Here is a 26,041-nt window from a genome sequence, read left to right as displayed (position 1 = left end):
TTAATTTTTAATAATGAAAGTGCTCACTTTCTTTAATAAATGGATTTCCTTTAGCTAATAATGGTGCTTTTGTTAAGGCTGTAAATACTACAAATATAAATAGACCAGCAAATAACATTATGGCACCTATTTCTGGTATTCCAATAAACCATCTATCACCAACTGTGGCAGGCATAATCATATTGAACACATCAATATAATGTCCGCATAGAATTACAATACCAGCCATTACAACGAACCAGGGAATACGCTTATAATCACTATTCATTAATACTAATAATGGGAATACAAAATTCATTACTACCATACCAAGGAATGGTAACTTATAATCTGCAAAACGCGTTACAAAATACGTAACCTCTTCTGGAATGTTTGAATACCAAATAAGCATGAATTGTGAGAACCATAGGTAAGTCCAGAAAATACTGATAGCAAACATGAATTTTGCTAAATCATGCAAATGACTATCGTTTACAAATGGTAATAAATCCTTAGATTTCAAGTACATTGTTATTAATGCAATAACTGTAATACCGCTTACAAACATACTTGCAAAAACGTACCACCCGAATAAGGTACTAAACCAGTGTGGGTCAACACTCATAATCCAATCCCAAGACATCATAGATTCTGTATAGATATAGAATACTAAAAATCCTGCAGCAATTCTAAACGACTTCTTAAAATTACTATTATCATTTACATCGGCATTATCTTGAGCTATTGAAAACTTACGAGCAAAATGTCTATATAAACTCCATCCTGCGATAAATATTAAACCACGTATAATAAACCAAGGTAAGTTTAAGAAACTTGATTTACCAGCTACTAATTTATCATAATCTTGATGTTCAGGATTCGTCATGTTTTCATTCATCCAAACAAAAATGCTATTATGTCCTAAAAAGTGTGAAGCTACAGCAATAGCCAAAACAATTAGTGCTCCAGGTAAGACATAAGCCGTTATCCCTTCCATTACTCTAAACAAAACAGGAGACCAACCTGCTTGCGCTGCAAATTGAATAGCATAAAATGCCAAAACACCTAACGCAATCATAAAGAAAAAGAATGCAGCTACGTATACAGCAGACCACGGTCTGTTTGCTATTTGGTGCTGTACATGTTCAACATGTTTGGTGTGCTCATCAACAGTATCGGCATGACCACCTTCTGCATGAGCATCTTCTGAAGCATGTTCATCATGACTTGGAGCAGCATGTGCTACGTCTTCACCATGACCTCCACCATGATGTGAAGCTTCTTCTGCAAGCATGGTTTCAACCTCATCAAAAGATTTATGAGATGTCATGAAACCATACACAACACCCAACGCTCCAATTATCATTAGTGCGATAGAAATGGTCTTTAATTTTTTTGAGAATGTGTACATATCTATATATAAACTTTATCTATCTTATTTTTCTAATTTAGCTTTTAGGTCCAATACATAAGCTGTTACTTGCCAACGCTCTTCTTCGTTTAATTGATTAGCATAAGAACCCATGGCATTTTTACCATAATAAATAGTATGGTATATACTTCCAGCGGTAATAGCTCTACCTACATCATCATAACTAGGAATACCTAATATTTTTTCACGTTTCACTAAAGTACCTTGGCCATCCCCTTTGTTACCATGACAAATACCACAGTAAATATCATATAACTCTTTTCCTCTAGCCAAATCTACTTTTGTAGAATCCAAAGGACTCGATAATGAATCTTTAGCGAAATTATAACCTTCGGTAGTGTTAGCTATATCGAATGGAGTAAATCCTCTAGGCACAGTTCCTTCAGCCGGTAATTGTGCTTCCCAACCACTTCTAAATGCATCAGATTCCATATAAGTTTCATATGATACAGGTTCGTACATGTTAGGCATGAATTGATAGTTTGGTTTTGTATCCTTTTTGCATGATACAACAACTACTAATACTAATGCTATAACTACTATTTTAAATAAGCCTTTCATATTAATGTGCTTCTTCTTTATCAACTAAATTAACTTCTACAGCTCCAGTTTCTTTTAACAAACTTTCTAACTCTTGTTCATTGCCATGAACAGCAATTTCCATTAAGAAATGATCATCTGTTGTTCTTGGGTCTGGGTTTTCAGCTTTTTTAAATGGCCACATTCTACTACGTAAGTAAAACGTAATTACCATTAAATGCGCCGCAAAAAATACCGTTAACTCAAACATAATAGGAACAAATGCTGGCATGTTTTCCAAATAACTAAAACTTGGTTTACCTCCAATATTTTGAGGCCAATCTTCAATCATGATAAAATTCATCATAACGATAGCAACTGTTAAACCAATACATCCATAAATAAATGATGCAATTGCTATACGAGTTGGTTCCAAGCCCATGGCTTTATCTAGTCCGTGAACTGGAAATGGTGTATATATTTCCTCGATATGATGTTTTTCTGACTTAACCTTCTTAACGGCTGACATCAATACATCATCATCTGTATAAATAGCGTGAATTACTTTTGAAGCTTCCATATGCTACTTTCTAATTTTTTGATTCTTTATTATTCTCTCCAGATGTTCTTACATCTGAACCTGTTCCAACTAAACTATCGCCACGCTCTCTTATTTTCTTATAACGCTCTCCAGAGGACTTTAGAATTGTCTTAACTTCTGCCTGCGCAATAACAGGGAATGTTCTAGCGTATAATAAAAATAATACAAAGAAGAAACCGATAGTTCCAATGAATATTCCAATATCTACAAATGTTGGCGAGAACATTGTCCAAGATGATGGCAAATAATCTCTGTGTAATGAGGTAACGATAATAACGAAACGCTCGAACCACATTCCTATGTTTACAACAATAGAAATAAAGAATGAGAACATGATACTGGTACGTAGTTTCTTAAACCACATAAACTGTGGAGAGAATACGTTACACGTCATCATTGCCCAATATGCCCACCAGTAAGGTCCTGTCGCTCTGTTTAAGAATGCATATTGTTCATACTCTACTCCAGAATACCACGCAATGAATAACTCTGTAATATAAGCCACACCAACAATAGAACCTGTAATCATGATAACTATATTCATCAATTCAATATGCTGAACCGTTATGTAATCTTCAAGACTACATACTTTCCTCATAATGATTAATAAGGTGTTTACCATTGCAAAACCAGAGAAAATCGCACCTGCAACAAAGTAAGGTGGAAAAATGGTTGTATGCCAACCTGGTATAACAGACGTAGCAAAGTCAAACGATACAATAGTATGCACCGAAAGTACAAGAGGTGTTGCTAAACCAGCTAATACCAATGATACTTCTTCAAAACGTTGCCAATCTTTAGCACGACCAGACCAACCAAAACTCAATAAAGAATAAATTTTCTTTTGGAAAGGCTTTACTGCTCTATCACGAATCATAGCGAAATCAGGCAACAAACCAGTCCACCAGAATACTAATGACACCGATAAATACGTTGAAATTGCAAATACGTCCCAAAGTAGCGGTGAGTTAAAGTTTACCCATAGCGATCCAAATTGATTTGGAATAGGTAATACCCAATACCCAAGCCATGGACGACCCATGTGAATTATTGGAAATAAACCGGCTTGAACTACCGAGAAAATTGTCATTGCTTCTGCAGAACGGTTAATTGCCATTCTCCATTTTTGACGGAATAGTAAAAGTACCGCAGAAATAAGTGTTCCTGCATGACCAATACCAACCCACCAAACAAAGTTAGTAATATCCCAAGCCCAACCTACGGTTTTATTTAAACCCCAAGTTCCAATACCTGTTGAAATTGTATAAATAATACAGCCTATTCCCCAAAGGAAAGCTACAAGTGATATAGAAAATACAATCCACCAAGATTTGTTTGCTTTACCTTCAACAGGAGCTGCTACATCCACAGATACATCGTGGTATGATTTTTCGCCTGTAACTAAAGGTCTTCTAATAGGTGCTTCGTAATGAGACGCCATAATCCTTTTATAATTGTTTCTTAATTAATTTATTATGCTTCGGTTGTATTTCTCACTTTCGTTTGATACATCACGTTTGGTTTTGTTCCCACGTGTTCTAACAAGTGATACATACGGTTATCTTCTTTAAGTTTTGCAACTTTACTTTTCTTATCGTTAATGTCACCAAATACCATTGCGCCATTACTACAAGCTGCAGAACAAGCTGTTTGGAACTCACCATCTTTAATTTCACGACCATCACGTTTAGCATCAAGAATAGTTTTCTGTGTTTTTTGTATACACATTGAACATTTCTCCATTACACCACGTGAACGAACTGTTACATCTGGGTTCAGAACCATACGTCCTAAATCATCATTCATATGGTAATCGAACTCATCGTTTTGAGCATATAAAAACCAGTTGAAACGACGTACTTTATACGGACAGTTGTTTGCACAGTAACGCGTACCTACACAACGGTTATACGCCATGTGGTTTTGACCTTGACGACCGTGTGAAGTTGCCGCCACTGGGCAAACTGTTTCACAAGGCGCATGATTACAGTGCTGACACATTACAGGTTGGAATGCTACTTGAGGATTATTTGATGGACTTTCCATTTCACCAAATTCGCTTAATGAACTTCCTAATCCTGAAATATTATCCTTTTTAGAATTATCATTCTCAAAAGACTCTTCAGAAGAATAATATCTATCAATACGTAACCAGTGCATATCACGACTACGACGTACTTCAGTTTTACCAACTACTGGCACATTGTTTTCAGCATGACAAGCAATAACACATGCGCCACATCCTGTACAGGCATTTAAATCGATTGACAAGTTGAAATGATGACCAATTGAACGGTCAAATTCATCCCATAAATCAACCTCTGGCGACGTTACTGGTGTTTCTTCATGATTAAGAGAAACTACTGGAACTTTATTCCACCCATGTTTATGATCCTCTTTATCGTATGTGTTAAATATTTCTAATGTGGTTTCTTTTATAATATCGCCACGACCCATTAACGTATTATGCAACTGAACACATGCAAACTCATGCTCCCCAGCTAATGCAGTAATTTGAGCACCTGACTGAACTGGGTTAAAATCCTTGTAGAAAGGATAGGCATTCTTACCCGTTTGCATTTCAGATTTTAATCCATCTTTACGACCATAACCAAATGCTAGTCCAACTGAACCTTTAGCTTGCCCAGGTTGTATAAGCGCTGGAATAGTAACTGAAATACCGTTTACAGTTAATTCAACTAAACTTCCATTTAATCCTCCATTAGCCACATTCCAGTTTTTAATTCCTAACTCATCAGCATCTGCCTGAGAGATTGTTAGATAATTATCCCAAGTTGTTCTTGTAATTGGATCTGGCATTTCTTGTAACCATGGGTTATTGGCCTGTTGACCATCTCCCATCGATACTTTAGAATATAGAGTTAATTCAAGACCTTGACCCGCATTAGCATTTGCCAAGGCTTTTGCAGCAGCTCCAAAGCTAGGTGCAGTTGAAGTATCTGCTTCTGCATCGATATCGCCTTCTAAAACATCTAAATCATCAGATTCCGTAGTATTATTAACAAAGAAACCATCGTGTAAAGCTTTATTAAATGAACTACCTTGAAGAATATCTTCTGACCAGATTTGCTTAATGTAATCATTATAAGACTGGCTATTATTGGTCCATTTCAACAAGCAATCTTGAAATTGTTTTGTATCAAATAACGGACGAATAGCAGGCTGCATTAAACTATAATGCCCTGTTTTTATTTCAACATCACCCCAAGATTCTAAATAATGTGGTGCTGCAGCTATATATTGACATTTCGTTGATGTTTCATCAGTTTTCATTGAAAACGCAATAGATAATTGTGTTTTCTCTAATCCAGCAGCAAACTCATCTGCATTTGGTAATGTATATAGTGGGTTTACACCACTCATAATAATGGCACCTACTTTACCGGCATTCATATCTGCCACTAATTGGGTTACTTCATTATCATTACCTTGTCTTGTTTTTATAGTAGTTTCACTATCAAAAGCATCACTGTTTAAGTGTTCGTTAATACCTAAAACAACTGTTTGGGCATCAACATCTTGAATACCTGTAACAACAACTGCTTTCGTTCCTGCTTTCTTTAATTCTGCTGCAGCTTGACTTACAGCTTGAGCAATATGCTCAGGTAAATCAACTGACACAGAACCACCAACAACTTCACTATATAATTTAGCTAAAGCTAATTTTTGTTGTGTTGGTGTCATTGGCACACGCTTATCTGCATTTGCACCTGTAAGTGACATATTAGATTCAAACTGAATATGACGTGACATTTTACCGTGATCTGGCACTCTGTTTTTTGAGTATCCAGAATCAAAACCACCACCTTGCCAGTCACCTAAAAAGTCGGCACCAACAGAAACAATGGTCATAGCTTTCGAAAAATCGTAATCAGCTAAACCTCTTTTGTTATATTGTTTTTGGAAAGCCTCTACTGCAGCTGATTCTGAAACAGCATCATAAACTACATGACGTACATTTCCATATTCTTCTCTAAAATCTGCTATTAAGTTTCTTGTTGAAGGACTTGCATACGTTTGTGTTAACAACACAACATCTTTACCAGAACCTTTTAAACTATTAAGCACTCGAGTTGTTTCAACTTCAAAATCGCTCCAAGAAATGGCTTCACCCTCTCTCATTGGACCTTGCACTCTTAAACTATCGTACAACCCCAAAACAGAAGCATTAACTCTAGCATTTGCACTACCGTGAGTAACAGCTAAAGCATTATTTTCAATTTTAATTGGACGACCTTCTCGAGTTTTAACTAAAACACTTGCAAAATCAAATCCGTCTGCAATAGTTGTAGCATAATAATTTGCTACTCCAGGCACAATCTCTTCAGGTTGCACTACATAAGGAATTGATTTAATAACTGGCCCTTCACAGGCAGCCAACGAAGCTGCAGCTGTACTAAAACCAACATATTTTAAGAAATCACGACGTGTTGTTTTAGAGCTCTCTAAAGAATCTTTATCTCCTAAAAATTCATCAGTAGGAATCTCTTGAACAAATTCGTTTTGTTTTAGCGTCTCAACAATAGAGCTATTCTCGTTTAGCTCTTCAACACTTTTCCAGTATTTCTTGTTTGATGACATATTATATAATTGAATTACTTCTTATTAAATTAATAATGACACTTACCGCATTCCAGACCACCCATTTGAGCAGCTGTTAATTGGTCTACACCATACTTTTTAGACAATTCTGCATGAATTTTCTCGTAGTATGCGTTGTCTTTAACGTTTACATTTGTTTCTCTATGGCAGTTAATACACCATCCCATTGTAAGCGGCGCATGCTGATACATAATTTCCATTTCCTCAACTGGACCATGACACGTTTGACACTCAATACCAGCCACTGAAACGTGTTGAGAGTGGTTGAAATAGGCGAAATCTGGCAAATTGTGAATCCTTACCCATTTAACCGGTTGAGTTTCTCCTGTATATTTTTGTTCAGCATCATCCCAACCAACTGCAGCATAAAGCTTTTTAATTTCACCATCGTAAAACTCCTTACTGTATTCTGCCGTAGCTGTTTCTGGAGCAACTTCGTAAATAGATTTATGACAATTCATACATACATTAAGCGAAGGGATTCCTGAAGTTTTACTTACTCTAGCAGATGAGTGGCAATATTTACAATCGATGCCATTATCACCAGCATGTATTTTATGTGAATAGTGGATAGGCTGAACAGGTTGGTATCCTTGATCAACACCTACCTGCATTAAATAACCATAAACAAAATAACCACTAGCCAACAATAAGAAAATAGCAGTAACCAATACTAAAAATTGGTTTTGCACAAATGCTTTCCATATTGGTGTGCCTTTTGTTTCAGAAATGTCTACACCTTTAGCTTCAGCAAAACGGTTAAGTGTTTGTCTAACCAAAACTAGCGCCATGGCTAATAGCGCAAATAAAACGGCTAAAGCTCCAAGAATCATTTTATTTGAAATTCCGCCTTCCTGGTTTCCGCTTCCATCTTGACCTCCTGTTACCTGCGCTACTACTGGCTCGGGTACATCTTCAGCTGTGTAAGCTAGTATATGACTTATGTCTTCATCTGTCAACTGTGGCATGGCAGTCATAGCCGCTCCACCATATTCGTCATAAATTTTGCTTGCGTAAGCATCTCCAGACTTAATTACAGCTGCACTGTTTCTAATCCAAGCTGCAATCCACTCTCTATCCAAGCCTTGTTCATCTGAAAGTCTTTGCTCTACTTTGCGCAGTGCAGGCCCTGTCATCTTCTTGTCTAATTTATGACAAGCAGCACAGTTGGCATTAAATAAAGATTTTCCTTTTGCTGGATCGCCTTCTTGAGCAGAAAGTGAGGTTGAAAACGCTAGTAAAATAATTAAACTTAAACGGAGAATGTTTTTGCCTAATTTTCGGTGATTCACCTGTTTCATATTATTAGTTGAATTAACTTCTAAACTTTGGTATGATTTTTTCATTTAATAAAAGAAAAAAATACAATAATAAAATCTCACGCAAAAGTAACATTTAAAGTCGATTTTAGAAATGTTACAGAACTGTTAATTGCTAATTTAGAGAAATTCTAAATAATAAAATAGACTGAGTTTTAGTTATTATAATTTACTTTTGTATTAAATACTATTGAAAATGAATTTATTGAAACCTAAAAATATGCTGTTTCTAGCCTCATGTCTAATTTTAACTACGCAAATTAGCTTTGCACAAGAAGGCAGTTTAAACATTAATCAAGACCCAAAAATTAACAAATTGCTGGTGGTTAAAACGGCCATGAACACATCTGAAACTGATTCCGAACGCTATAAAATTCAAGTCTTTTCTGGAAATCGTCAAGCAGAAGCCGAGAAGGCAAAGTCTATAGTTAAAACCAAAATGAGCGAATTACCTGTAATAACTGTATTTGAAACTCCAAATTATAAAGTTTGGGTCGGAAATTTTAGAAGTCGGTTAGAAGCAGACAGAGCATTATTGAAAGTTCAAAAAGAGTTTAAAAGCGCTTTTGTTTTTAAGCCTAAAAAAGAAAAAGATTAAAACTAAAAAAAAGCGACCAATTGGTCGCTTTTTTTTATAGTATTTAAAACTTATTTCAGCTTCTTCTTCACTTCTACTTCTTGGAATGCTTCAATTATATCGCCTTCTTTAATATCGTTATAATTTTTGATTTGCATACCACAATCGTATCCTTTAGAAACTTCTTTAACATCGTCTTTAAAACGTTTTAATGAAGCCAGTTCACCTGTGTAAACCACAACACCATCACGAATTAAGCGCACGCCAGAATTTCTATAAATCTTTCCGTTTGTCACCATACAACCTGCTATACTTCCAATTTTAGAAACCTTAAATATTTCTCTAATTTCAGCAGTACCGGTTATCTCTTCTTTCAACTCAGGAGACAACATACCTTCCATAGCATCCTTAAGATCATTAATAGCATCATAGATAATAGAATACATTCTGATATCGATTTCTTCTTTATCTGCTATTTGGCGTGCATTACCCATTGGTCTTACATTAAACCCAATAATAACTGCATCTGATGCAGAAGCCAACAATACATCACTTTCTGTAATTGGACCAACACCTTTATGTATAATGTTCACTTGAATCTCTTCAGTAGATAATTTTTGGAACGAATCTGTTAAGGCTTCAACAGAACCATCCACATCACCTTTGAGTATAATGTTCAACTCTTGGAAATCACCTAAAGCTATACGGCGACCTATTTCATCTAATGTAATATGACGTTGTGTTCTAACCGATTGCTCACGTTGTAATTGCGTACGTTTAGTGGCAATCTGTTTAGCTTCACGTTCATCTTCAAATACATTAAATTTATCACCTGCTTGAGGCGCACCGTCAAGACCTAAAATTGAAACTGGTGTTGATGGTCCAGCTGCTTTGACTTCTTTCCCACGCTCATCATGCATAGCTTTTACCTTACCACTGTTTTTACCAGCAAGTACATAATCACCAACTTTTAGGGTTCCTGCTTGCACCAAAATTGTTGAAACATAACCTCTGCCTTTATCTAAAAAGGCTTCAACTACGGTACCTTGCGCAGGTTTATCTGGATTAGCTTTAAGCTCTAATAATTCGGCTTCAAGCAATACTTTTTCTAATAATTCTTTAACACCGTCACCTGTTTTTGCAGAAATATCGTGAGATTGAATTTTACCACCCCAATCTTCAACCAACAAGTTCATGTTTGCTAAACCTTCTTTAATCTTATCTGGGTTTGCCGTTGGCCTATCTATTTTATTGATTGCAAAAACAATTGGCACTCCAGCAGCTTGGGCGTGAGAAATAGCTTCTTTAGTTTGCGGCATAATATCATCATCTGCTGCAATCACAATAATAGCTATATCGGTAACTTGAGCACCACGAGCACGCATAGCCGTAAAGGCTTCGTGACCAGGTGTATCTAAAAACGCGATTTTTTGTCCGTTTTCTAATTGTACACCATAGGCTCCAATATGCTGCGTAATACCACCTGACTCACCTGCAATTACATTTTCTTCACGAATATAATCCAACAACGATGTTTTACCGTGATCTACGTGACCCATAACGGTTACAATTGGAGCACGTGGTTTTAAATCTTCAGGTTTATCTTCAACTTCTTCAATGGATTCCTCAATATCGGCAGTTACAAATTCTACTTCATAACCAAACTCTTCAGCAACAATAGATAACGTTTCGGCATCTAAACGCTGATTCATAGTTACCATCATACCAAGAGACATACAAGCCGAAATAATTTCAGTAACCGAAACATTCATCATGGTGGCCACTTCGCTTGCGGTTACAAACTCGGTAACTTTAAGGATTTTACTTTCTGCAGCTTCTGCCTGTAAATCTTTTTCAGTTTGTTCTCTATGCTGATCACGTTTTTCACGACGGTATTTGGCACCTTTACCTTTGTTCGATTTACCTTGAAGTTTTTCTAAAGTTTCACGTACTTGTTTTTGTACTTCTTCTTCACTAGGCTCTTCTTTAACAACATTTCGCCTACCTTTACCTTTTCCTTTAAAACGATCGTTTCCTCCTCGATTACCTGCGTTACCTCCAGCTCCTGGAGCTCCTGCCTTACTAATTCTACGACGTCTTTTCTTGCCAGGTTCAGAATTTTTAGAATCTGCTTTCTTTTCTTCTTTCTTCTTTTTAGGTTTATTAAACTGACTTAAATCAATTTTATCACCAGCAATTTTAGGTCCTGAAAGTTTTTGGTATTGTGTTTCTACTTTCTCATCAGCCACAACTTCTTCAGAAGCTTCAGCTTCTTTTGATTTGACTTTTTCAGCAGAAGTTTTAGGTTTTTTTGCCGGTTCTTTTCCTGATGAATCTTCAGTTTTTGGTTTGACTTTTACAGCTTCTTTTTCTTCAGGTTTTTCTGCTACAACTTCAGCTTTTGGCTTAACCGCTTCCACCTCTTTAGTTTTAGGTGCTTTTTTCTTATCCGCATCTAAATCTATTTTGCCGACTTGTTTAGGGCCGGAAAGGGTTGTTTTAGCCTTAACAACCTCCTCCTCTTTTACAGCAGCAGCTTGTTTTGCCTTTGCCTGCTCTTTCTCTTCTAACTCTTTTTCGCGCTGTATTCTTAAAGCTTCTTTTTCTTTTTGTTTAGCTTCGCTAACCTCTTGCGACTTCGCCTTTTTATTAGCATCTGTTTCGAACTCATCGTGTAAAAGTTGATGAACCTCTTCAGATATCTTTGTAGTCGGTCGCTTCTCTATTTCAATGCCTTTAGAATCTAAATATTCTACAGCACGATCTAGAGAAATATTAAGCTCTCGTAATACTTTATTTAATCTAATTGTGTCAGCCATAAATTGCCTTTAATATAACCTAAATATATGTTAATCTTCAAATTCTTCTTTTAGAATTCTAATAACATCAATAATTGTTTCTTCTTCTAAATCTGTTCTTTTTACTAAATCTTGAACATCTTGTTCTAAAATACTTTTAGCAGTATCTAAACCTACTTTACTGAATTCTTCAATGATCCATGATTCTATTTCATCAGAGAATTCACGTAATTCCACATCTTCTTCAGCGCCTTCTCTAAACACATCAATTTCGTAACCTGTTAATTGTCCTGCCAATCTAATGTTATGACCACCTCTACCAATAGCTTTACTTACCTCTTCTGGTTTTAAAATAGCTTCGGCACGTTTATTTTCTTCATCAATCTTTATTGATGTTACGCGTGCAGGGCTTAATGCTCTTGTAATATACAGTTGTAAGTTGTTTGTATAATTGATGACATCAATATTTTCGTTTCCTAACTCACGAACGATACCGTGAATTCTTGATCCTTTCATCCCTACACACGCTCCTACAGGGTCGATTCTGTCATCATAAGAATCTACAGCCACTTTAGCTTTCTCTCCTGGAATTCGCACTACATTTTTAATGGTAATTAAACCATCAAAAACTTCAGGAATTTCTTGCTCGAATAATTTTTCTAAAAATTCTGGAGCTGTTCTAGACATTATAATGGCTGGCTTGTTTCCTTTAAGCTCTACACTTTCAATAATACCACGAACATTATCACCTTTTCTAAAGAAATCTGAAGGAATTTGCTTCTCTTTTGGCAAGATAATCTCGTTGCCTTCATCATCCAATAAAATAACAGCTCTATGACGTATATGATGAACCTCTGCAGTATATATATCGCCAACTAAATCTTTAAACTGCTTATAAATGTTGGTGTTATCATGCTCATGAATTTTAGAAATTAAATTTTGACGTAAGGCCAAAATTGAACGGCGCCCTAAATCTATAAGTTTAACTTCTTCAGAAACATCTTCACCTACTTCAAAATCTGGTTCGATTTTACGAGCCTCTGTTAAAGAGATTTCTTGGTTTGGATCTTCAACTTCACCATCGGCTACAACTATTCTATTTCTCCAGATTTCTAAATCTCCTTTATCTGGATTTATAATAATATCAAAATTATCGTCATCACCAAACTTCTTCTTTAATGCATTTCTAAATACATCTTCTAAAATCGCCATTAACGTTACACGATCGATTAATTTATCGTCTTTGAATTCTGAAAAAGATTCAATTAACGCAAGATTTTCCATATCTCTATTTGAATTAAAATTTTATCATAACTTTTGCTTCCACAATACTATCTATAGGAATATTAGCTTCTTTTTGAACCGTTACCTTTCCTTTACCTACTGGTTTTGGCTCTCGTGCTTTCCATTGCACAGTAATATCCTTATCGGTTGCCTTTACAAGGCTTCCTTTTACAACATCGTTTGATGTTTTTACCTCTAAATCTCTACCAATATTTTTAACATACTGCCTTTTGTGGCTCAATGGCTCTGTTGCGCCTGCGGAAGCTACTTCCAAAGAAAAATCCAGCTCTTCTCGATCTAAATTATGCTCAATAGCTCTACTAACAAAAACACAATCGTCTACCGTTACACCATTATCGCCATCCAAAATTACTTTAATGGCATTATCATTTCCAACGGACAAATCTATTAGAAATAAATCCTTACGCTCATCTAAAGCCTTTTGCAACAAATTCTCAACAGTTGTTCTAAACATTTTTTGGTATAAAAAGAGGGGACTTTCCGTCCCCTCATTTATTCTTTATTCTTTCAACGATGCAAATATACAATAATTAAATTGATTTGCATAATGATTAAAATATCAATTTTTATTCTTAATTTTAAACATACTAATTAAACTAAAAACTTCTCTTAAATGAAAAGAATACTCGTTCCAACAGATTTTTCAAAACAAGCCGAAAACGCATTACAAGTTGCCGCTCAATTAGCAAAGAAGCATGGTAGCGAAATTTATTTACTACATATGCTGGAGTTGCCTTTACATCAAGTTGATGCTTTAAGCAACCATAGCGAATTGCCTGAAGCAGTATTTTTCATGAAACTGGCCCATAAAAAGTTTGAGCAAACCATGAGCCAAGATTACTTAAAAGATGTTACTGTTCATGAAACCGTAGACTTTAATAATACGCTTACCGGTATTTCAAACACATGCAAAGAACACAATATTGATTTAATTATCATGGGATCTCATGGCGCAAGTGGCTTTAAAGAAATGTTTATTGGCTCAAACACTGAAAAAGTTGTAAGAACGGCTGAAGTCCCAGTATTAGTTATTAAAAACCACCATGACCAATTTAGAATAGATAATTTTGTTTTTGCTTCTGATTTTAAAAACGATAACAAAGAAACTTTTAAACAAGCGGCCTCTTTAGCCAAAGCTTTTGATGCAAAAATTCATTTGCTATTTGTAAATACAGCCAGCAACTTTACCACAACAGCGACTGCTAAAGCTCGTATTTTAGATTTTATAAAAGATGCAGACTTTGATAATTACACCATATCTATTTACAACGACGAAAGCGTAGAAAAAGGCATTTTGAATTTCTCACATATTATAGGAGCCGATTTAATTGGTATTAGCACACATGGAAGGCAAGGCATAGCACATTTCTTTAATGGCAGTATAAGTGAAGATTTGGTAAACCACGCCAAAAGACCAGTGGTAACTTTTAAAATTTAACACTTATAAAATAAAAGCAAAAAAGTCTTTCAAATATCTTGAAAGACTTTTTTTGTTGGCCTACTAGGGCTCGAACCTAGACTCTTCTGGACCAAAACCAGACGTGTTGCCAGTTACACCATAGGCCATTGTGTAATTGAGGATGCAAATTTATAACAAAGTTTTATTTGCACAAACATTTTTTAAATAAAATAATATCTAAAATACTTAACGTTTCCTTAAAACTAGTCTTCATTTGATAATTATTGTTAAATTCGCCTTGTCTAACAAACATCAATTTCATGGCACATATTAGCTTTAAAAAATGGAACAATTTATTAGCTTGGTTTTCATTTTTAGTTGCTTTAATTACATATAGTCTAACCGTTGAACCCACAGTAAGTTTCTGGGATGCAGGCGAATACATATTAACATCCTCTAAACTTCAAGTAGGACACCCACCAGGAGCTCCTTTATTTCAAATGTTTGGAGCTTTTTTCTCAACCTTTACTTTTGGCAATAATGAATTGGTAGGCTACATGATGAATATGATGAGTGCCGTAGCCAGTGCATTTACTATTCTGTTTATGTTTTGGACCATTAGCATGCTATTGCAAAAGCTTGTTGGAGCCCCTAAAACCTTATCAAGCACTCAAAAAATTGCTGTTTTGGGAAGTGCTTTAGTTGGTAGTTTAGCATTTACGTTTACCGATTCGTTTTGGTTTAATGCTGTTGAAACTGAAGTTTATGCTATGGCAACCCTAATTATGTCGGTGTTATTTTATTTAGGACTCCGTTGGGAACGCGATATGGATAAGCCTAGAGGTAATCGCTGGTTAATATTAATAGCCTTTGTTATAGGATTATCATTTGGGGTCCATTTTATGGGCTTACTAACTATTCCTGCTATTGGATTAATTTATTATTTTAAAAACTACAAAGAGATTACCTTAAAGAATTTTATAATAGCCAACGTTGTTTCTGTTGCCATTCTATTATTCATTTTTAAATTGTTGGCACCAAATATCTTAAGATATTTTAGTGCCATGGAAATTTTCTTTGTAAACTCTATTGGACTACCATTTAATTCAGGTTCAATTATTGCAGGAATCCTTCTCGTTGGTTTGGTTTATTTTGGATTAAAATATACACGTGAAAAGCAATACAAACATTTAAACACAGGCATTCTTTGCTTAACGTTTGTAATTATTGGGTTTTCGTCGTGGCTCATGTTACCAATTCGCGCCAATGCAGATGTTGTTATTAATGAAAATGATCCTTCAGACGCCAGAGAATTGTTGGCTTACTATAATCTTGAACAATACCCTGAAACGCATTTGTTTTATGGACCACAGTTTACCGATCAATACTCTGGATTGGATGAAAACAAACCTTATATAGATGATAAGCCCAATTATGAAAAAGATGAAAAAACAGGTAAGTATGTTATTGTAAACGATTGGGAAAAAGCAAGACAAAACTACAACTCTAAACACGCCTCAATTTTACCTAGAATGTGGAGCGGTGAAAACGCCGAGAATTATATGATTTTTACCGGTTATTTAGATTTTAAATTGAAGTCTGAATACCAAATGGAGAACGAACTTCGTGGTGCCATAAGCAAGTTTAAAAATGAAGTAGCGAGTGGCATGGTTGATTATGAAGATTATCATAATTTCTTATTACAATTTAGAGATTACATTGATGTTGAAAAGCCCTCACTGGGAAACAACATTGCCTATATGCTAGAATACCAATTAGGATATATGTATTGGCGCTATTTTATGTGGAATTTTGTTGGAAGACAAAACGACGTACAAGGCAAATTAGACGATTTTAATGGCAATTGGTTAAGTGGTATAGATGCTTTTGATGAATGGCATTTAGGTTTACCACAAGACAACTTGCCTAGTGATGTAAAAAACAATAAAGCACGAAACACGTATTATTTCTTACCCTTAATTTTAGGTTTAATTGGCTTGTTCTTTTTATACAATAAAGACAAAAAACTATTCTGGGTCATGTTAGTGTTTTTCCTGTTTACAGGTTTAGCCATTCAGGTTTACACCAATGTTAGACCTTTTGAACCTCGTGAGCGGGATTATTCGGTTGTAGGTTCGTTTTATGTATTTGCATTATGGATTGGATTTGGAGTATACGCCATAGTTGATGCATTAAAATCTAAAGTCCAATCTAAACTTTTAGCACCTGCCATAACACTTGTTTGTTTAATATTAGTCCCAGGTATTTTAGCCGCCAACAATTGGGATGATCATGATCGTTCAGATAAATATACGGCTAAAGCCATGGCTAAAAAATATTTAGATTCCTGCGATGAAAACGGCATTCTTTTTTCAATAGGAGATAATGATACATTTGCCTTATGGTATGCACAGGAAATTGAAGGCTACAGAACAGATGTTCGCGTTGTCAATACCAGCTTATTTCAAACCGATTGGTATATAGACCAAATGAAACGAAAAGCTTATGAGAGCGACCCTATTCCTTCATCCCTAACACATGAGCAATACCGTTATGGGACTCGGGATTACGTAATGAAAAAATTATTTGCCTATGATGCCATGGGCAGAAAACAGCGTTTACTAAACACAGACACGTTGCATATTAAAGACTTCATGAATTTTGTAACGAGTGATAATCCTAAAACAAAATTCAAATATATACTACAGCAACAAGGTGAAGATCCTAGTTACTATCCTTCACAGTTAGTCAATTCAAATTATTTCCCTGTTGAATATGTACAAATTCCTGTAAACAAGGAAAATGCTCTTAAATATGGTATTGTTAAAGAAAAGGATTCCGCAGATATTGTTGACTTCATTACCGTCAAAATTACAGATGGTGCATTGTATAAAAACCGCCTATTAATGTTGGACGTTGTTGCCAATAATGATTGGAAACGTCCTATTTATTTTACTGGCGGTGCTTTTGGTAATGACGATTATATATGGATGAAAGACTATTTACAACTTGACGGTATGACCTATAAGCTTGTACCAATAAAAACACCTGTAGATAAAGCCAATCCGTTTGACATGGGTCGTGTGGATAGTGACTTAATGTATAATAAAGTAGTAAATTGGGATTGGGGTAATAGCGGCAGCCCAGATATTTATTACGATACAGAAACGCGCCGAAATTCAATTACTTATAGAGGGAATCTGGCTCGTTTAATTGAGCAGTTAATCAATGAAGAGAAACTTGAAAAAGCCGAAGAAATAGCTGATATAGCTATGGAGAAAATGCCTGTAGATTATTTTGGTTTTTACACACTACTCGAACCGTATATTAGTGCTTATTATGAGGTTGGCGCTAAAGAAAAAGCTCAAAAACTCTTTAAAGATGTCGCAACCAAATACCAAGAGAATTTAACGTATTACAGTAAACTAGACCAAGAGCAGCAGCAACAAGTATTTGAAGAAATCTACACTGATATTGAACGTTATAAAAGTATAGTAGATGTACTTATGGAATACGATCCTGATTTTGCCGAAACTGAAGTAAAAACATTTACCAGTTACCTAAATCTCTTTAAGCATTTTTATGGCGATGATGATTTAGAACCTGATGAGCCTGAACCATTGGACATTGATATTTTACAGACCGATACAACCATTGCTCCAAACGAAGAGTAAGTTCAATAACTCTAGCAATGCGAATTGTACCTGTAAACACCCCAACAGTTGTTAAAAAGTTCCTCTCAAATTACATTTGGGAGGTTCCCTCAACTGAAAAAGTACTCTATCTTACATTTGACGACGGTCCCACACCAGAAATTACTAATTGGACGCTTAAAACGTTAAATGAACACAACGCTAAAGCAACCTTTTTTTGCATTGGCAAAAACATAGAAAACCATCCTGATATTTTTAAATCTATACTGGATAAAGGACATGCCGTAGGCAATCATACCCATAACCATATTAAAGGTTGGCAAACCGGAACCGCTGACTATTTAGATAATGTCTCAAAAGCTGAATCTGTTATTCAAGACAGGATTAAGAATCAAAAATCAACAATCAGCAATAAACAATCAGTAGTTCCTAAACTATTTAGACCGCCTTACGGACAAATTAAACCCAAACAAGGCAAAGCCCTTTTAGATTTAAACTACAAAATAATTATGTGGAATGTACTGTCTTTTGACTGGGATAAGAATGTAAAGCCCGAAACCTGCTTAAATAATGTAACAACAAAATCCAAACCAGGTAGTATTATTGTATTTCACGATAGTTTAAAAGCGTCAAAAAACTTAATATTTGCACTCCCAAAAGTTTTGAAATATTTTGGTGAAAAGGGATACACGTTTAAAGCTTTAAATACCTAAACGTACTCTTGAATAATACCAATTAATGTATTGGCATCTTGTTCACCACTATGGCGCCATTTCATTTCGCCATTTTTGTAGATAATCAATGTTGGTAATCCTTTTACACGAAGCGCTTCAGCCAACTCCTTATTTTTATCAACATCAATTTTAATGACTTTGGCCTTGTCGCCAAGCGCAGCAGCTACGTCTCTCAATACGGCATGCATAGCGGTAGATTGCTCATTCCATTCTGTAAAAAAATCTAACAGTACAGGAATGTTTACATCTATTAATTCCCCAAATTTTGACATACGTTAAAGTTTTTAGTCAAATCCTCTATTACAAATATAATATTTTCAGTTGATTATACGTTATTCGTTCCTTTTTTAAGCTCGATAACTGTTATTTCTGGCCAAATTCCAACACGCCCTGGAAACGCATGATAACCAAAACCTCGATTAACATTAATAAATCGTCCAAGTTCATTATACAATCCTGCCCACTGTTTATAAACATATTGCGAAGGACTCCATCTAAAAAATCCTGGTATCTCAATTCCCATTTGCAAGCCATGCGTGTGACCACTTAAGGTAAGATGATAGTTAAAGTCATCTTTCTTAACATGGTATTCCCAGTGGGAAGGATCGTGGGTCATGAGTATTTTAAAATCTTCTTTATTAACATGCGACGAAGCTTTTTTCAAATCACCAGCTTGGTTAAACCCTTTTCCCCAATTTTCAACACCAATAAGGGCTAATTTTTGACCATCCTTTTCAATATACCGATGCTCATCCAACAATAAATCAAATCCTATTTTTGGATGAATGTCCTTTACTGCTTGAAAGTTTGCAGCTTTATCTTCAGGTTGTGACCATTGCACATAGTCTCCATAATCATGATTCCCTAAAATGGAATATTTCCCAAATGGTGCTTTTAACTCTTTAAAAACATCGATCCAGTCATCCATTTCAGTTGCCATATTATTAACAATATCACCAGTAAATAACATCAAGTCTGATTGTTGCTCATTAATCAACTTAACACCATACTCAATTTTTTCTTTATTAGTAAAACTTCCTGAATGGATATCGGAAATTTGAGTGATTGTAAACCCATCAAATGCATCAGGTAAGTCTTCAAAAGATAATTGATATTTTAAAACCTTGTAATTATAACGTCCTTGCCAAATACCATATAAAAAAGAAGCGAACGGAATAGCGGCAAGGCCTAAAGCAATTTTTGAAATAAAATCCCTACGTCCAGCAAAGTCGTTTGTTTCACCAGGCGATAGTAACGAAAATAATTTACTGACTACCCTAACAATATCTTCGCCAAACATAATAATTAATAAAACAACTTTGGGTATTAAAAACGTGAGCAAGAGTCCTGCTGCCATTTGAAAACCAACTGTTTGACCAGCGCTTCGTGGAGTAGAAAAAATGGTATAGAGAAAATTGGCATAAATAGCAATGGAAACTAAAATCCAAGTCCACTTAATTAATCGGTTTCTTGTTAAGGTTTTAATGGCTTGAAAAGCATACAATTCAACAAATAAAAATATTGCTGAAAATATGATAAGGGTTATAATCCAACGCGACATAAATTTCTTTCTCTTAAGGCTTTACAAATATACTGGCAAAAAAAGCGAAGTGTTTTAATACTCTGTTAATTTTTTATTCCGTTTAGTGTCTTTATTTTCAATGATGATATGTCCCTTACTGCTGTAAAAAACACAATGGTTTTAGTTTCATTTGGCAACAAATCAAAATAGTTGTCGGAGAAATGCCCCTTTTCATTACAAAATAAAAACACATCTTTTTGTAGCGTATTGCTTGAGAGTTCTATTTCAAAACCTTGATTCGTTATAGTGATTTTCTTCTGAATGGATTGAGGTTTCAACTTTAAATCTTTTGGTTTTGAAAAATAATATAGCCAGATTTGATTGTCGTTTTCTATGCATAAAACAGTTGACGACTTATCAAAATTGAGATTTTTTAAATCCAGACTAAAGATTTGTTTACTGTCATCGGATGAGACAACATCCTGAATCTGTTTATGCAAGATACTCTTACCATCAAAATCCATTAATCGAATATTTAGGTCTAATAAAACGCTTTCTAAACCATCATTAACAGCATAGGTTTTCAGCATGCTATTTTCAACTTTTGAAGAAACAAGTATATTTTCAAAACTTCGTTTGGCTTTGTGATGCAAGGCTTTCCAGTTGCCAAAAAAATCAATACTAGACCACGATACAGCTGGCCAACAGTCGTTTAATTGCCAATACAATGTTCCCATATTATAGGGTTTTGCCCTTCGTTGTGCTTCAATGCCTTTTGTAGTGCCATATGCCTGTAATAACTGACTCACATAAATGTAATCTTCAGCATTATCAGGAACCGGAAAATCACGTTGCATATAGGCATCGACAATTTGAAATCCTCGAGCATGCTTTTGATGATTTTTAAACCCTTCCGAAGTAAAATCCAAAGTATCATTTTGATTAATATAGTTAATCACCTCATAACTCGGAAAGCTTTGAAAGCCAAACTCGCTCATAAACCGTGGTACGTGTTCTTCAAGATGCTCAAAAGGATAACCATCATGCCAAATCCACCAATCGTGTGCATCGCCTTCAAATTCATACTTTGGATTACCACGACCATATTTCGGTGACGATTCCCAATAATCAGTATCAGAAAATAGTACTACAGTTCGAGGCAAAATGGAATCAAAGACTTTTAAATAACTGTTCCAAATTTTTTCTTTCTCTTCATCGCTTCTTCCAGCTTGCCAACCCCAACGATGCCAGCCTTCGCTATTCTCGTTATTACCACACCATAACGTAATAGATGGATGATTTCGTAAACGAGTAACATTATCGATAGCTTCTTGTTCAACATTTTCTAAAAAAGCGTCATCCCCTGGATACATGGCACAGGCAAACATAAAATCCTGCCAAACCAAAATGCCTTTTTCATCACATAAATCATAAAATATGTCGTTCTCATAAATACCACCACCCCATACACGAAGCATATTCATATTGGCATCCACCACATCATTCAACAATTTTTCATAATGCTTATCTGTTACTTGATTTTGAAAACTGTTTTGCGGAATGTAATTGGCACCTTTGGCATACACAGGAACACCATTTACTTCAAAATAAAACGATTCACCAATACTATCTTTTTCTGTGACTAAATCAATAGTTCGCAAACCAACTTTTTTAGACACACTATCCAAAACGGTTTCACCATCTTTTACAACCACTTTTACATCATACAAATAAGGTTCTCCCAAATTATGTGGCCACCAGTGTTTTGGATTCTCTATAGTTACAAGTAAATGTGGAGTATTGTGATAATCATTTTTCAATATCGGATTCATACTTGATGAACTACATAAAGAATCATTTAAATAAATTAGATAATTTAATTCAGAATCAAACTCTAACTTTTCATCAATATAAATCCCTAAATGCGCGAAAGATTCACTCAATTCAAATTGTTTAACATAAACATCTTCTATCTTAAAATCATCCCAAGCCTGTAATTTCACATCACGCCAAATACCATGGGTATTCAATTTAGGGCCCCAATCCCAACCATACTGAAATTGGGCTTTTCTTGTAAAAATACGATTCCCTTCTGGTAATGTGTAATTTAATTTTGCTTTGGCTTGTTCTTCATATTTAGATGTACTTTCAAACAGAATTCGCAATTCATTATCTGTTTTTAAAAGCGGTTTCACATCAACAGCAAACCGTCTGAAGGCATTATTTGTTTTTAAAATCAAACTGTCATTTAGGTACACCGAAGCATAGGTATCCAACCCATCGAATTCCAGTTCTAAATGTTTACGATGTAATGTATTATCATCTATACTAAAATTCGTTTTATATTCCCAATTGGTTTTTGAAATACCTTGTACTAATTGTTCATTATTACCAATAAAAGGGTCATTGATAAGTCCATTTTCTATTAAATCTGAAAATACATTTCCAGGAACATTAGCAGGCAACCAAGTATCAGAGTCCGCTTGCTTGAATTGCCAACTATCATGGAGTATTGTAGTTATTGGCGTTTCATATTGGGTTTGGCATGACAAACAGCAGACTAGTAGAAAAGCAATTAGACCATATCTCATTGAATAACGTTTAAAATGTCCTGAATGGTTTTCATATCTGAAACGGTTTGTGGTGTATTTCCAAAATATTCTGAAGTAGCATTACTCACTAATGTGGAAGCCGAAGCGTGAATTTCGTTAAATCCTGCTTTTTTAAAATCAATCGCATTTTCAGGATTAATACCACTGCCTACCAAAATAGTAATGTTATTTTTAGCCTGTTCCTTTAAGTCACATAACAATTGTATGCCATCTATAGCTTTAGATTGCTGTCCTGAAGTCAATACACGATTAACGCCTAATCTGATGAGTACATCTAACATTTGTTTAGGGTTTGGCACACAGTCGAAGGCGCGATGATATGTGAATGGCAATGGATCTGCCCATTTTATTAACTCCTGCGTGCGTTTTATATCGATGGTATTGTCTTCATTTAAAATACCGGACACAATACCTTGACATCCTAATTCCTTACAAATATGGATATCCTGCTTCATAATTTCGAATTCAGCCGTGGAATAGCAAAAATTGCCACTGCGAGGACGAATCAAAACATACACAGGTATGGATAAAGCAGCAACAACTTCTTTTATAAGTCCATAGCTAGGCGTAATCCCTCCTACTGATAATTCACTGCACAACTCAATACGATGTGCACCTGCTTCTTGAGCATTGACAGCAGATTGATAGGAATTGGCACAAATTTCTAATAGCATATTATTTCACAATTATTTCATCAATAAAAGTCCACGCTTTATTTCCAGAACCTTGTTTACCTTCAGGAATAATGCCATAATTGGGAACTTTTAATCTAATATATCTTGTTCTTACCATCTTATCGAACAAAACATTCACTAAAATATCCTTTGAATGAGGGACTTCAATAATTTGACTGTCATGATCAAATTGAAATTCAATGTGTTTCGGTGCATAAATCCATTGGCCTTGTCCATTATGAAATCGTGTTTTAATTGTATTGATTTCTATTTCTTCACCCAAATCAATAGTGATTTCAACATCATCACCCCAAAATCCTAACCATTCTTTGTCACCATAGCGCGTGTCACTGCCAGAAATACCGTTTATTAAACCTTGAGCACCACTTCCAGCATACACTTTACTAGGTTCAGGACTTATGGTAATCTTTTTGCCTACTCCTTTATGATAATTGAAATATTCTGTAAATGTCTTTCCTAATTGTTTTCCATTTTTGAATACAGCGGTTTTCACAGTCATATTTTCATTAAAAGGAATCGGGTCATCATATATGGCTGATTGTTCATTTGGTTCAGAACCATTGGTGGTATAGCGTATAACTTTGTCTTTGGTGAGTGTTTTTAAAGTATAAAAAGACTCTCCATTTTCTGAAATTAAATCACCCTCTACTTCATACAAGTGATTGGCATAATTGACATCCAAAGCATCCAAACGCTTATTGAATTCCTCAACTCGATTAACAAAATCTTCGTAGTTTTTGTTTTCTGAATTACTCCAAGCGACTTCACTCATGGCCAAAATTCTTGGAAATACCATATACTCAACCTGGCGTTCGGTTGGAATATATTCTGTCCAAAGATTGCCCTGAACGCCCAAAACATATTGCGACTCATCTTGATTTAATTCTTCTGGAATGGGATTGAAACCATACACCTTTTCCAATGGTAAATAGCCACCAATAGCCAGAGGTTCGCCTTCATTGGTTGATTGATAATAATCAAAATAACAATGACTTGTTGGTGTCATGATTACGTTGTGGTTTTCTTTAGCAGCTTCAACAGCACCATTCGTACCGCGCCAAGACATAACCGTGGCATTTGGAGCTAAACCACCTTCTAAAATTTCATCCCATCCAATGATCTGTTTGCCTTTGCTATTCAGGTACTTTTCAATACGTTGGATAAAATAACTTTGTAATTCGTGCTCGTTTTTTAGACCTTCTTCTTTGATTCGATTTTGACAATCTGGACATTGTTTCCAATGTGTTTTGGGAGCTTCATCACCACCAATATGGATATAATTGCTAGGAAACAATTCCACAACCTCATCTAAAACTGTTTCCAAAAAGTTGAAGGTATTGTCTTTTCCGGCACAGAAAATATCTTCAAAAACACCCCAAGTTTGGGCTACTTTTATGGAATCTCCTGTGCAACCCAATTCTGGATATGCTGCAATGGCAGCTCGGGCATGACCTGGCATTTCAATTTCTGGAATAACCGTAATGTGATGCTTTTGCGCATAAGCAACAACTTCCTTAATATCTTCTTGGGTATAATAACCGCCATAGCGTTTCCCATCGTAGGCATTCGGTTGGTCAGAAAAATGACCAATTAACGTCTGCTCTCTGTAGGCCGACACTTCCTGAAGTTTTGGATACTCTTTAATCTCTATCCGCCACCCCTGATCATCGGTTAAATGCCAATGAAAGGTATTTATTTTCAGTAAGGCCAAGGCATCAATATACTTTTTTATAAATTCAACTGAAAACATGTGACGCGCTACATCCAAATGCATCCCACGATATGGAAATCTCGGGGCGTCTTCAATGTTTAAACAAGGAATTACCACTTCATTCTTATTGAATGAACCATTTTCAAAACCAACAGGTAATAGCTGCCTTAAGGTCTGTACAGCATGAAAAGCACCTTGGGCTGAATTAGTTTTTATCTGAATTTGTGATGTACTAATATCTAAAACATATCCTTCAGCATTGGAAATATTGGAGTCTTTTACAAAAACAATATCATCGTTTTCTTTTAACGTGATATTACTTCCCTCTTGAATAAAATTCTTCAGAAAATCAGCAGAAATATTAAAATCCGAATCATTCTGAATGCCCATTCCATCTCTTAAAACAAAATTTCCTTCGTTAATGGATTGATTTTGAGGGTTAGGAATTATCTGCAGTACAATTATTTCAGATGGTTTTTGTTTACAGTTCGAAAATAGGACGGCAAAAACAATGAAAACAGTAAATTTCTTGATTGGCATTTTAGTATATTAGATGCTTTAA

Annotated in this window: 17 protein-coding genes, 1 tRNA gene and 1 pseudogene; 4 read left to right on the top strand and 15 right to left on the bottom strand. The window is 35.3% G+C overall.

Annotation, left to right across the window (positions count from 1 at the left end; translation table 11 throughout):
- Positions 1-7 precede the first annotated feature (7 nt).
- The 6 genes and pseudogenes from K7G76_RS13280 to K7G76_RS13255 all read right to left on the bottom strand — a co-directional run bounded on the left by K7G76_RS13280 (position 8) and on the right by K7G76_RS13255 (position 8,455).
- Entirely contained in the window at positions 8-1,390 is a 1,383-nt protein-coding gene (locus K7G76_RS13280; RefSeq protein ID WP_223034704.1) for a quinol:cytochrome C oxidoreductase, read from the bottom strand.
- A 24-nt stretch (positions 1,391-1,414) separates the two neighbouring features.
- Positions 1,415-1,972, bottom strand: coding sequence for a c-type cytochrome (locus K7G76_RS13275; RefSeq protein ID WP_223034703.1), 558 nt, complete (start codon positions 1,970-1,972; stop codon positions 1,415-1,417).
- Position 1,973: 1 nt separating this feature from the next.
- Complete coding sequence (locus K7G76_RS13270) at positions 1,974-2,510, bottom strand: DUF3341 domain-containing protein (RefSeq protein WP_223034702.1); 537 nt, start codon at positions 2,508-2,510, stop codon at positions 1,974-1,976.
- A gap of 40 nt (positions 2,511-2,550) precedes the next feature.
- Positions 2,551-3,972 (bottom strand): annotated as a pseudogene (gene nrfD / locus K7G76_RS13265) (NrfD/PsrC family molybdoenzyme membrane anchor subunit); the annotation flags it as partial.
- Between the two features lie 32 nt (positions 3,973-4,004).
- Positions 4,005-7,133, bottom strand: coding sequence for a TAT-variant-translocated molybdopterin oxidoreductase (locus K7G76_RS13260; RefSeq protein ID WP_223034701.1), 3,129 nt, complete (start codon positions 7,131-7,133; stop codon positions 4,005-4,007).
- A gap of 29 nt (positions 7,134-7,162) precedes the next feature.
- Entirely contained in the window at positions 7,163-8,455 is a 1,293-nt protein-coding gene (locus K7G76_RS13255; protein ID WP_223034888.1) for a c-type cytochrome, read from the bottom strand.
- 214 nt (positions 8,456-8,669) lie between these two features.
- On the opposite strand from K7G76_RS13255, the gene K7G76_RS13250 reads away from it, so the two are divergent.
- Positions 8,670-9,071: an SPOR domain-containing protein gene (locus K7G76_RS13250; RefSeq protein WP_255573025.1), complete on the top strand. Its 402-nt coding sequence runs from the start codon at positions 8,670-8,672 to the stop codon at positions 9,069-9,071.
- Positions 9,072-9,121: 50 nt separating this feature from the next.
- On the opposite strand, the gene infB is transcribed toward K7G76_RS13250, so the two are convergent.
- The 3 genes from infB to rimP are packed head-to-tail and all read right to left on the bottom strand — an operon-like array spanning position 9,122 to position 13,607.
- Positions 9,122-11,869 (bottom strand): translation initiation factor IF-2, encoded by a 2,748-nt coding sequence (gene infB / locus K7G76_RS13245; RefSeq protein WP_223034700.1) that lies wholly within the window; start codon positions 11,867-11,869, stop codon positions 9,122-9,124.
- A gap of 30 nt (positions 11,870-11,899) precedes the next feature.
- Positions 11,900-13,132, bottom strand: coding sequence for a transcription termination factor NusA (gene nusA, locus K7G76_RS13240; RefSeq protein ID WP_223034699.1), 1,233 nt, complete (start codon positions 13,130-13,132; stop codon positions 11,900-11,902).
- 13 nt (positions 13,133-13,145) lie between these two features.
- On the bottom strand, positions 13,146-13,607 hold the full coding sequence (rimP, locus tag K7G76_RS13235; protein WP_223034698.1) for a ribosome assembly cofactor RimP: 462 nt from the start codon (positions 13,605-13,607) through the stop codon (positions 13,146-13,148).
- Positions 13,608-13,766: 159 nt separating this feature from the next.
- Here rimP and K7G76_RS13230 point away from each other — a divergent pair, with 159 nt between their 5' ends.
- Complete coding sequence (locus K7G76_RS13230) at positions 13,767-14,591, top strand: universal stress protein (RefSeq protein WP_223034697.1); 825 nt, start codon at positions 13,767-13,769, stop codon at positions 14,589-14,591.
- Between the two features lie 55 nt (positions 14,592-14,646).
- Here K7G76_RS13230 and K7G76_RS13225 read toward each other — a convergent pair.
- Positions 14,647-14,719, bottom strand: a tRNA-Gln gene (locus K7G76_RS13225).
- 153 nt (positions 14,720-14,872) lie between these two features.
- On the opposite strand from K7G76_RS13225, the gene K7G76_RS13220 reads away from it, so the two are divergent.
- The gene (locus K7G76_RS13220) at positions 14,873-18,226 is read left to right on the top strand and encodes a glycosyltransferase family 117 protein (RefSeq protein ID WP_223034696.1); all 3,354 of its coding nucleotides are present in this window, start codon (positions 14,873-14,875) and stop codon (positions 18,224-18,226) included.
- A 17-nt stretch (positions 18,227-18,243) separates the two neighbouring features.
- Positions 18,244-18,918 (top strand): polysaccharide deacetylase family protein, encoded by a 675-nt coding sequence (locus K7G76_RS13215; RefSeq protein ID WP_223034695.1) that lies wholly within the window; start codon positions 18,244-18,246, stop codon positions 18,916-18,918.
- On the opposite strand, the gene K7G76_RS13210 is transcribed toward K7G76_RS13215, so the two are convergent.
- From K7G76_RS13210 to K7G76_RS13190, 5 genes are all read right to left on the bottom strand, one after another.
- The gene (locus tag K7G76_RS13210) at positions 18,915-19,211 is read right to left on the bottom strand and encodes a thioredoxin family protein (protein WP_103051734.1); all 297 of its coding nucleotides are present in this window, start codon (positions 19,209-19,211) and stop codon (positions 18,915-18,917) included. The two genes, K7G76_RS13215 and K7G76_RS13210, sit on opposite strands and share 4 nt — an antisense overlap.
- A gap of 53 nt (positions 19,212-19,264) precedes the next feature.
- Entirely contained in the window at positions 19,265-20,500 is a 1,236-nt protein-coding gene (locus K7G76_RS13205) for a metallophosphoesterase (protein WP_223034694.1), read from the bottom strand.
- Between the two features lie 65 nt (positions 20,501-20,565).
- Positions 20,566-23,052: a beta-mannosidase gene (locus tag K7G76_RS13200; protein ID WP_223034693.1), complete on the bottom strand. Its 2,487-nt coding sequence runs from the start codon at positions 23,050-23,052 to the stop codon at positions 20,566-20,568.
- On the bottom strand, positions 23,049-23,747 hold the full coding sequence (locus K7G76_RS13195) for a copper homeostasis protein CutC (RefSeq protein WP_223034692.1): 699 nt from the start codon (positions 23,745-23,747) through the stop codon (positions 23,049-23,051). The genes K7G76_RS13200 and K7G76_RS13195 overlap by 4 nt, the downstream gene beginning before the upstream one ends.
- A 1-nt stretch (position 23,748) precedes the next feature.
- Positions 23,749-26,019, bottom strand: coding sequence for a glycoside hydrolase family 20 protein (locus K7G76_RS13190; RefSeq protein WP_223034691.1), 2,271 nt, complete (start codon positions 26,017-26,019; stop codon positions 23,749-23,751).
- Positions 26,020-26,041: the final 22 nt, after the last annotated feature.

This window comes from Hanstruepera marina (genome assembly GCF_019880635.1).
In the GTDB taxonomy this organism is placed as follows: Bacteria; Bacteroidota; Bacteroidia; order Flavobacteriales; family Flavobacteriaceae; genus Hanstruepera; species Hanstruepera marina.
This window is presented reverse-complemented; position numbering and strand designations above follow the sequence as displayed.

Excerpts from the sequence above, each read along its gene's own strand:
- K7G76_RS13260 (WP_223034701.1), bottom strand. The coding sequence starts at position 7,133 with ATGTCATCAAACAAGAAATACTGGAAAAGTGTTGAAGAGCTAAACGAG.
- K7G76_RS13270 (WP_223034702.1), bottom strand. The coding sequence starts at position 2,510 with ATGGAAGCTTCAAAAGTAATTCACGCTATTTATACAGATGATGATGTA.
- K7G76_RS13255 (WP_223034888.1), bottom strand. The coding sequence starts at position 8,455 with ATGAAACAGGTGAATCACCGAAAATTAGGCAAAAACATTCTCCGTTTA.
- K7G76_RS13275 (WP_223034703.1), bottom strand. The coding sequence starts at position 1,972 with ATGAAAGGCTTATTTAAAATAGTAGTTATAGCATTAGTATTAGTAGTT.
- K7G76_RS13190 (WP_223034691.1), bottom strand. The coding sequence starts at position 26,019 with ATGCCAATCAAGAAATTTACTGTTTTCATTGTTTTTGCCGTCCTATTT.
- rimP (WP_223034698.1), bottom strand. The coding sequence starts at position 13,607 with ATGTTTAGAACAACTGTTGAGAATTTGTTGCAAAAGGCTTTAGATGAG.
- K7G76_RS13205 (WP_223034694.1), bottom strand. The coding sequence starts at position 20,500 with ATGTCGCGTTGGATTATAACCCTTATCATATTTTCAGCAATATTTTTA.
- K7G76_RS13210 (WP_103051734.1), bottom strand. The coding sequence starts at position 19,211 with ATGTCAAAATTTGGGGAATTAATAGATGTAAACATTCCTGTACTGTTA.
- K7G76_RS13230 (WP_223034697.1), top strand. The coding sequence starts at position 13,767 with ATGAAAAGAATACTCGTTCCAACAGATTTTTCAAAACAAGCCGAAAAC.
- infB (WP_223034700.1), bottom strand. The coding sequence starts at position 11,869 with ATGGCTGACACAATTAGATTAAATAAAGTATTACGAGAGCTTAATATT.
- nusA (WP_223034699.1), bottom strand. The coding sequence starts at position 13,132 with ATGGAAAATCTTGCGTTAATTGAATCTTTTTCAGAATTCAAAGACGAT.
- K7G76_RS13200 (WP_223034693.1), bottom strand. The coding sequence starts at position 23,052 with ATGAGATATGGTCTAATTGCTTTTCTACTAGTCTGCTGTTTGTCATGC.
- K7G76_RS13215 (WP_223034695.1), top strand. The coding sequence starts at position 18,244 with ATGCGAATTGTACCTGTAAACACCCCAACAGTTGTTAAAAAGTTCCTC.
- K7G76_RS13220 (WP_223034696.1), top strand. The coding sequence starts at position 14,873 with ATGGCACATATTAGCTTTAAAAAATGGAACAATTTATTAGCTTGGTTT.
- K7G76_RS13280 (WP_223034704.1), bottom strand. The coding sequence starts at position 1,390 with ATGTACACATTCTCAAAAAAATTAAAGACCATTTCTATCGCACTAATG.
- K7G76_RS13250 (WP_255573025.1), top strand. The coding sequence starts at position 8,670 with ATGAATTTATTGAAACCTAAAAATATGCTGTTTCTAGCCTCATGTCTA.
- K7G76_RS13195 (WP_223034692.1), bottom strand. The coding sequence starts at position 23,747 with ATGCTATTAGAAATTTGTGCCAATTCCTATCAATCTGCTGTCAATGCT.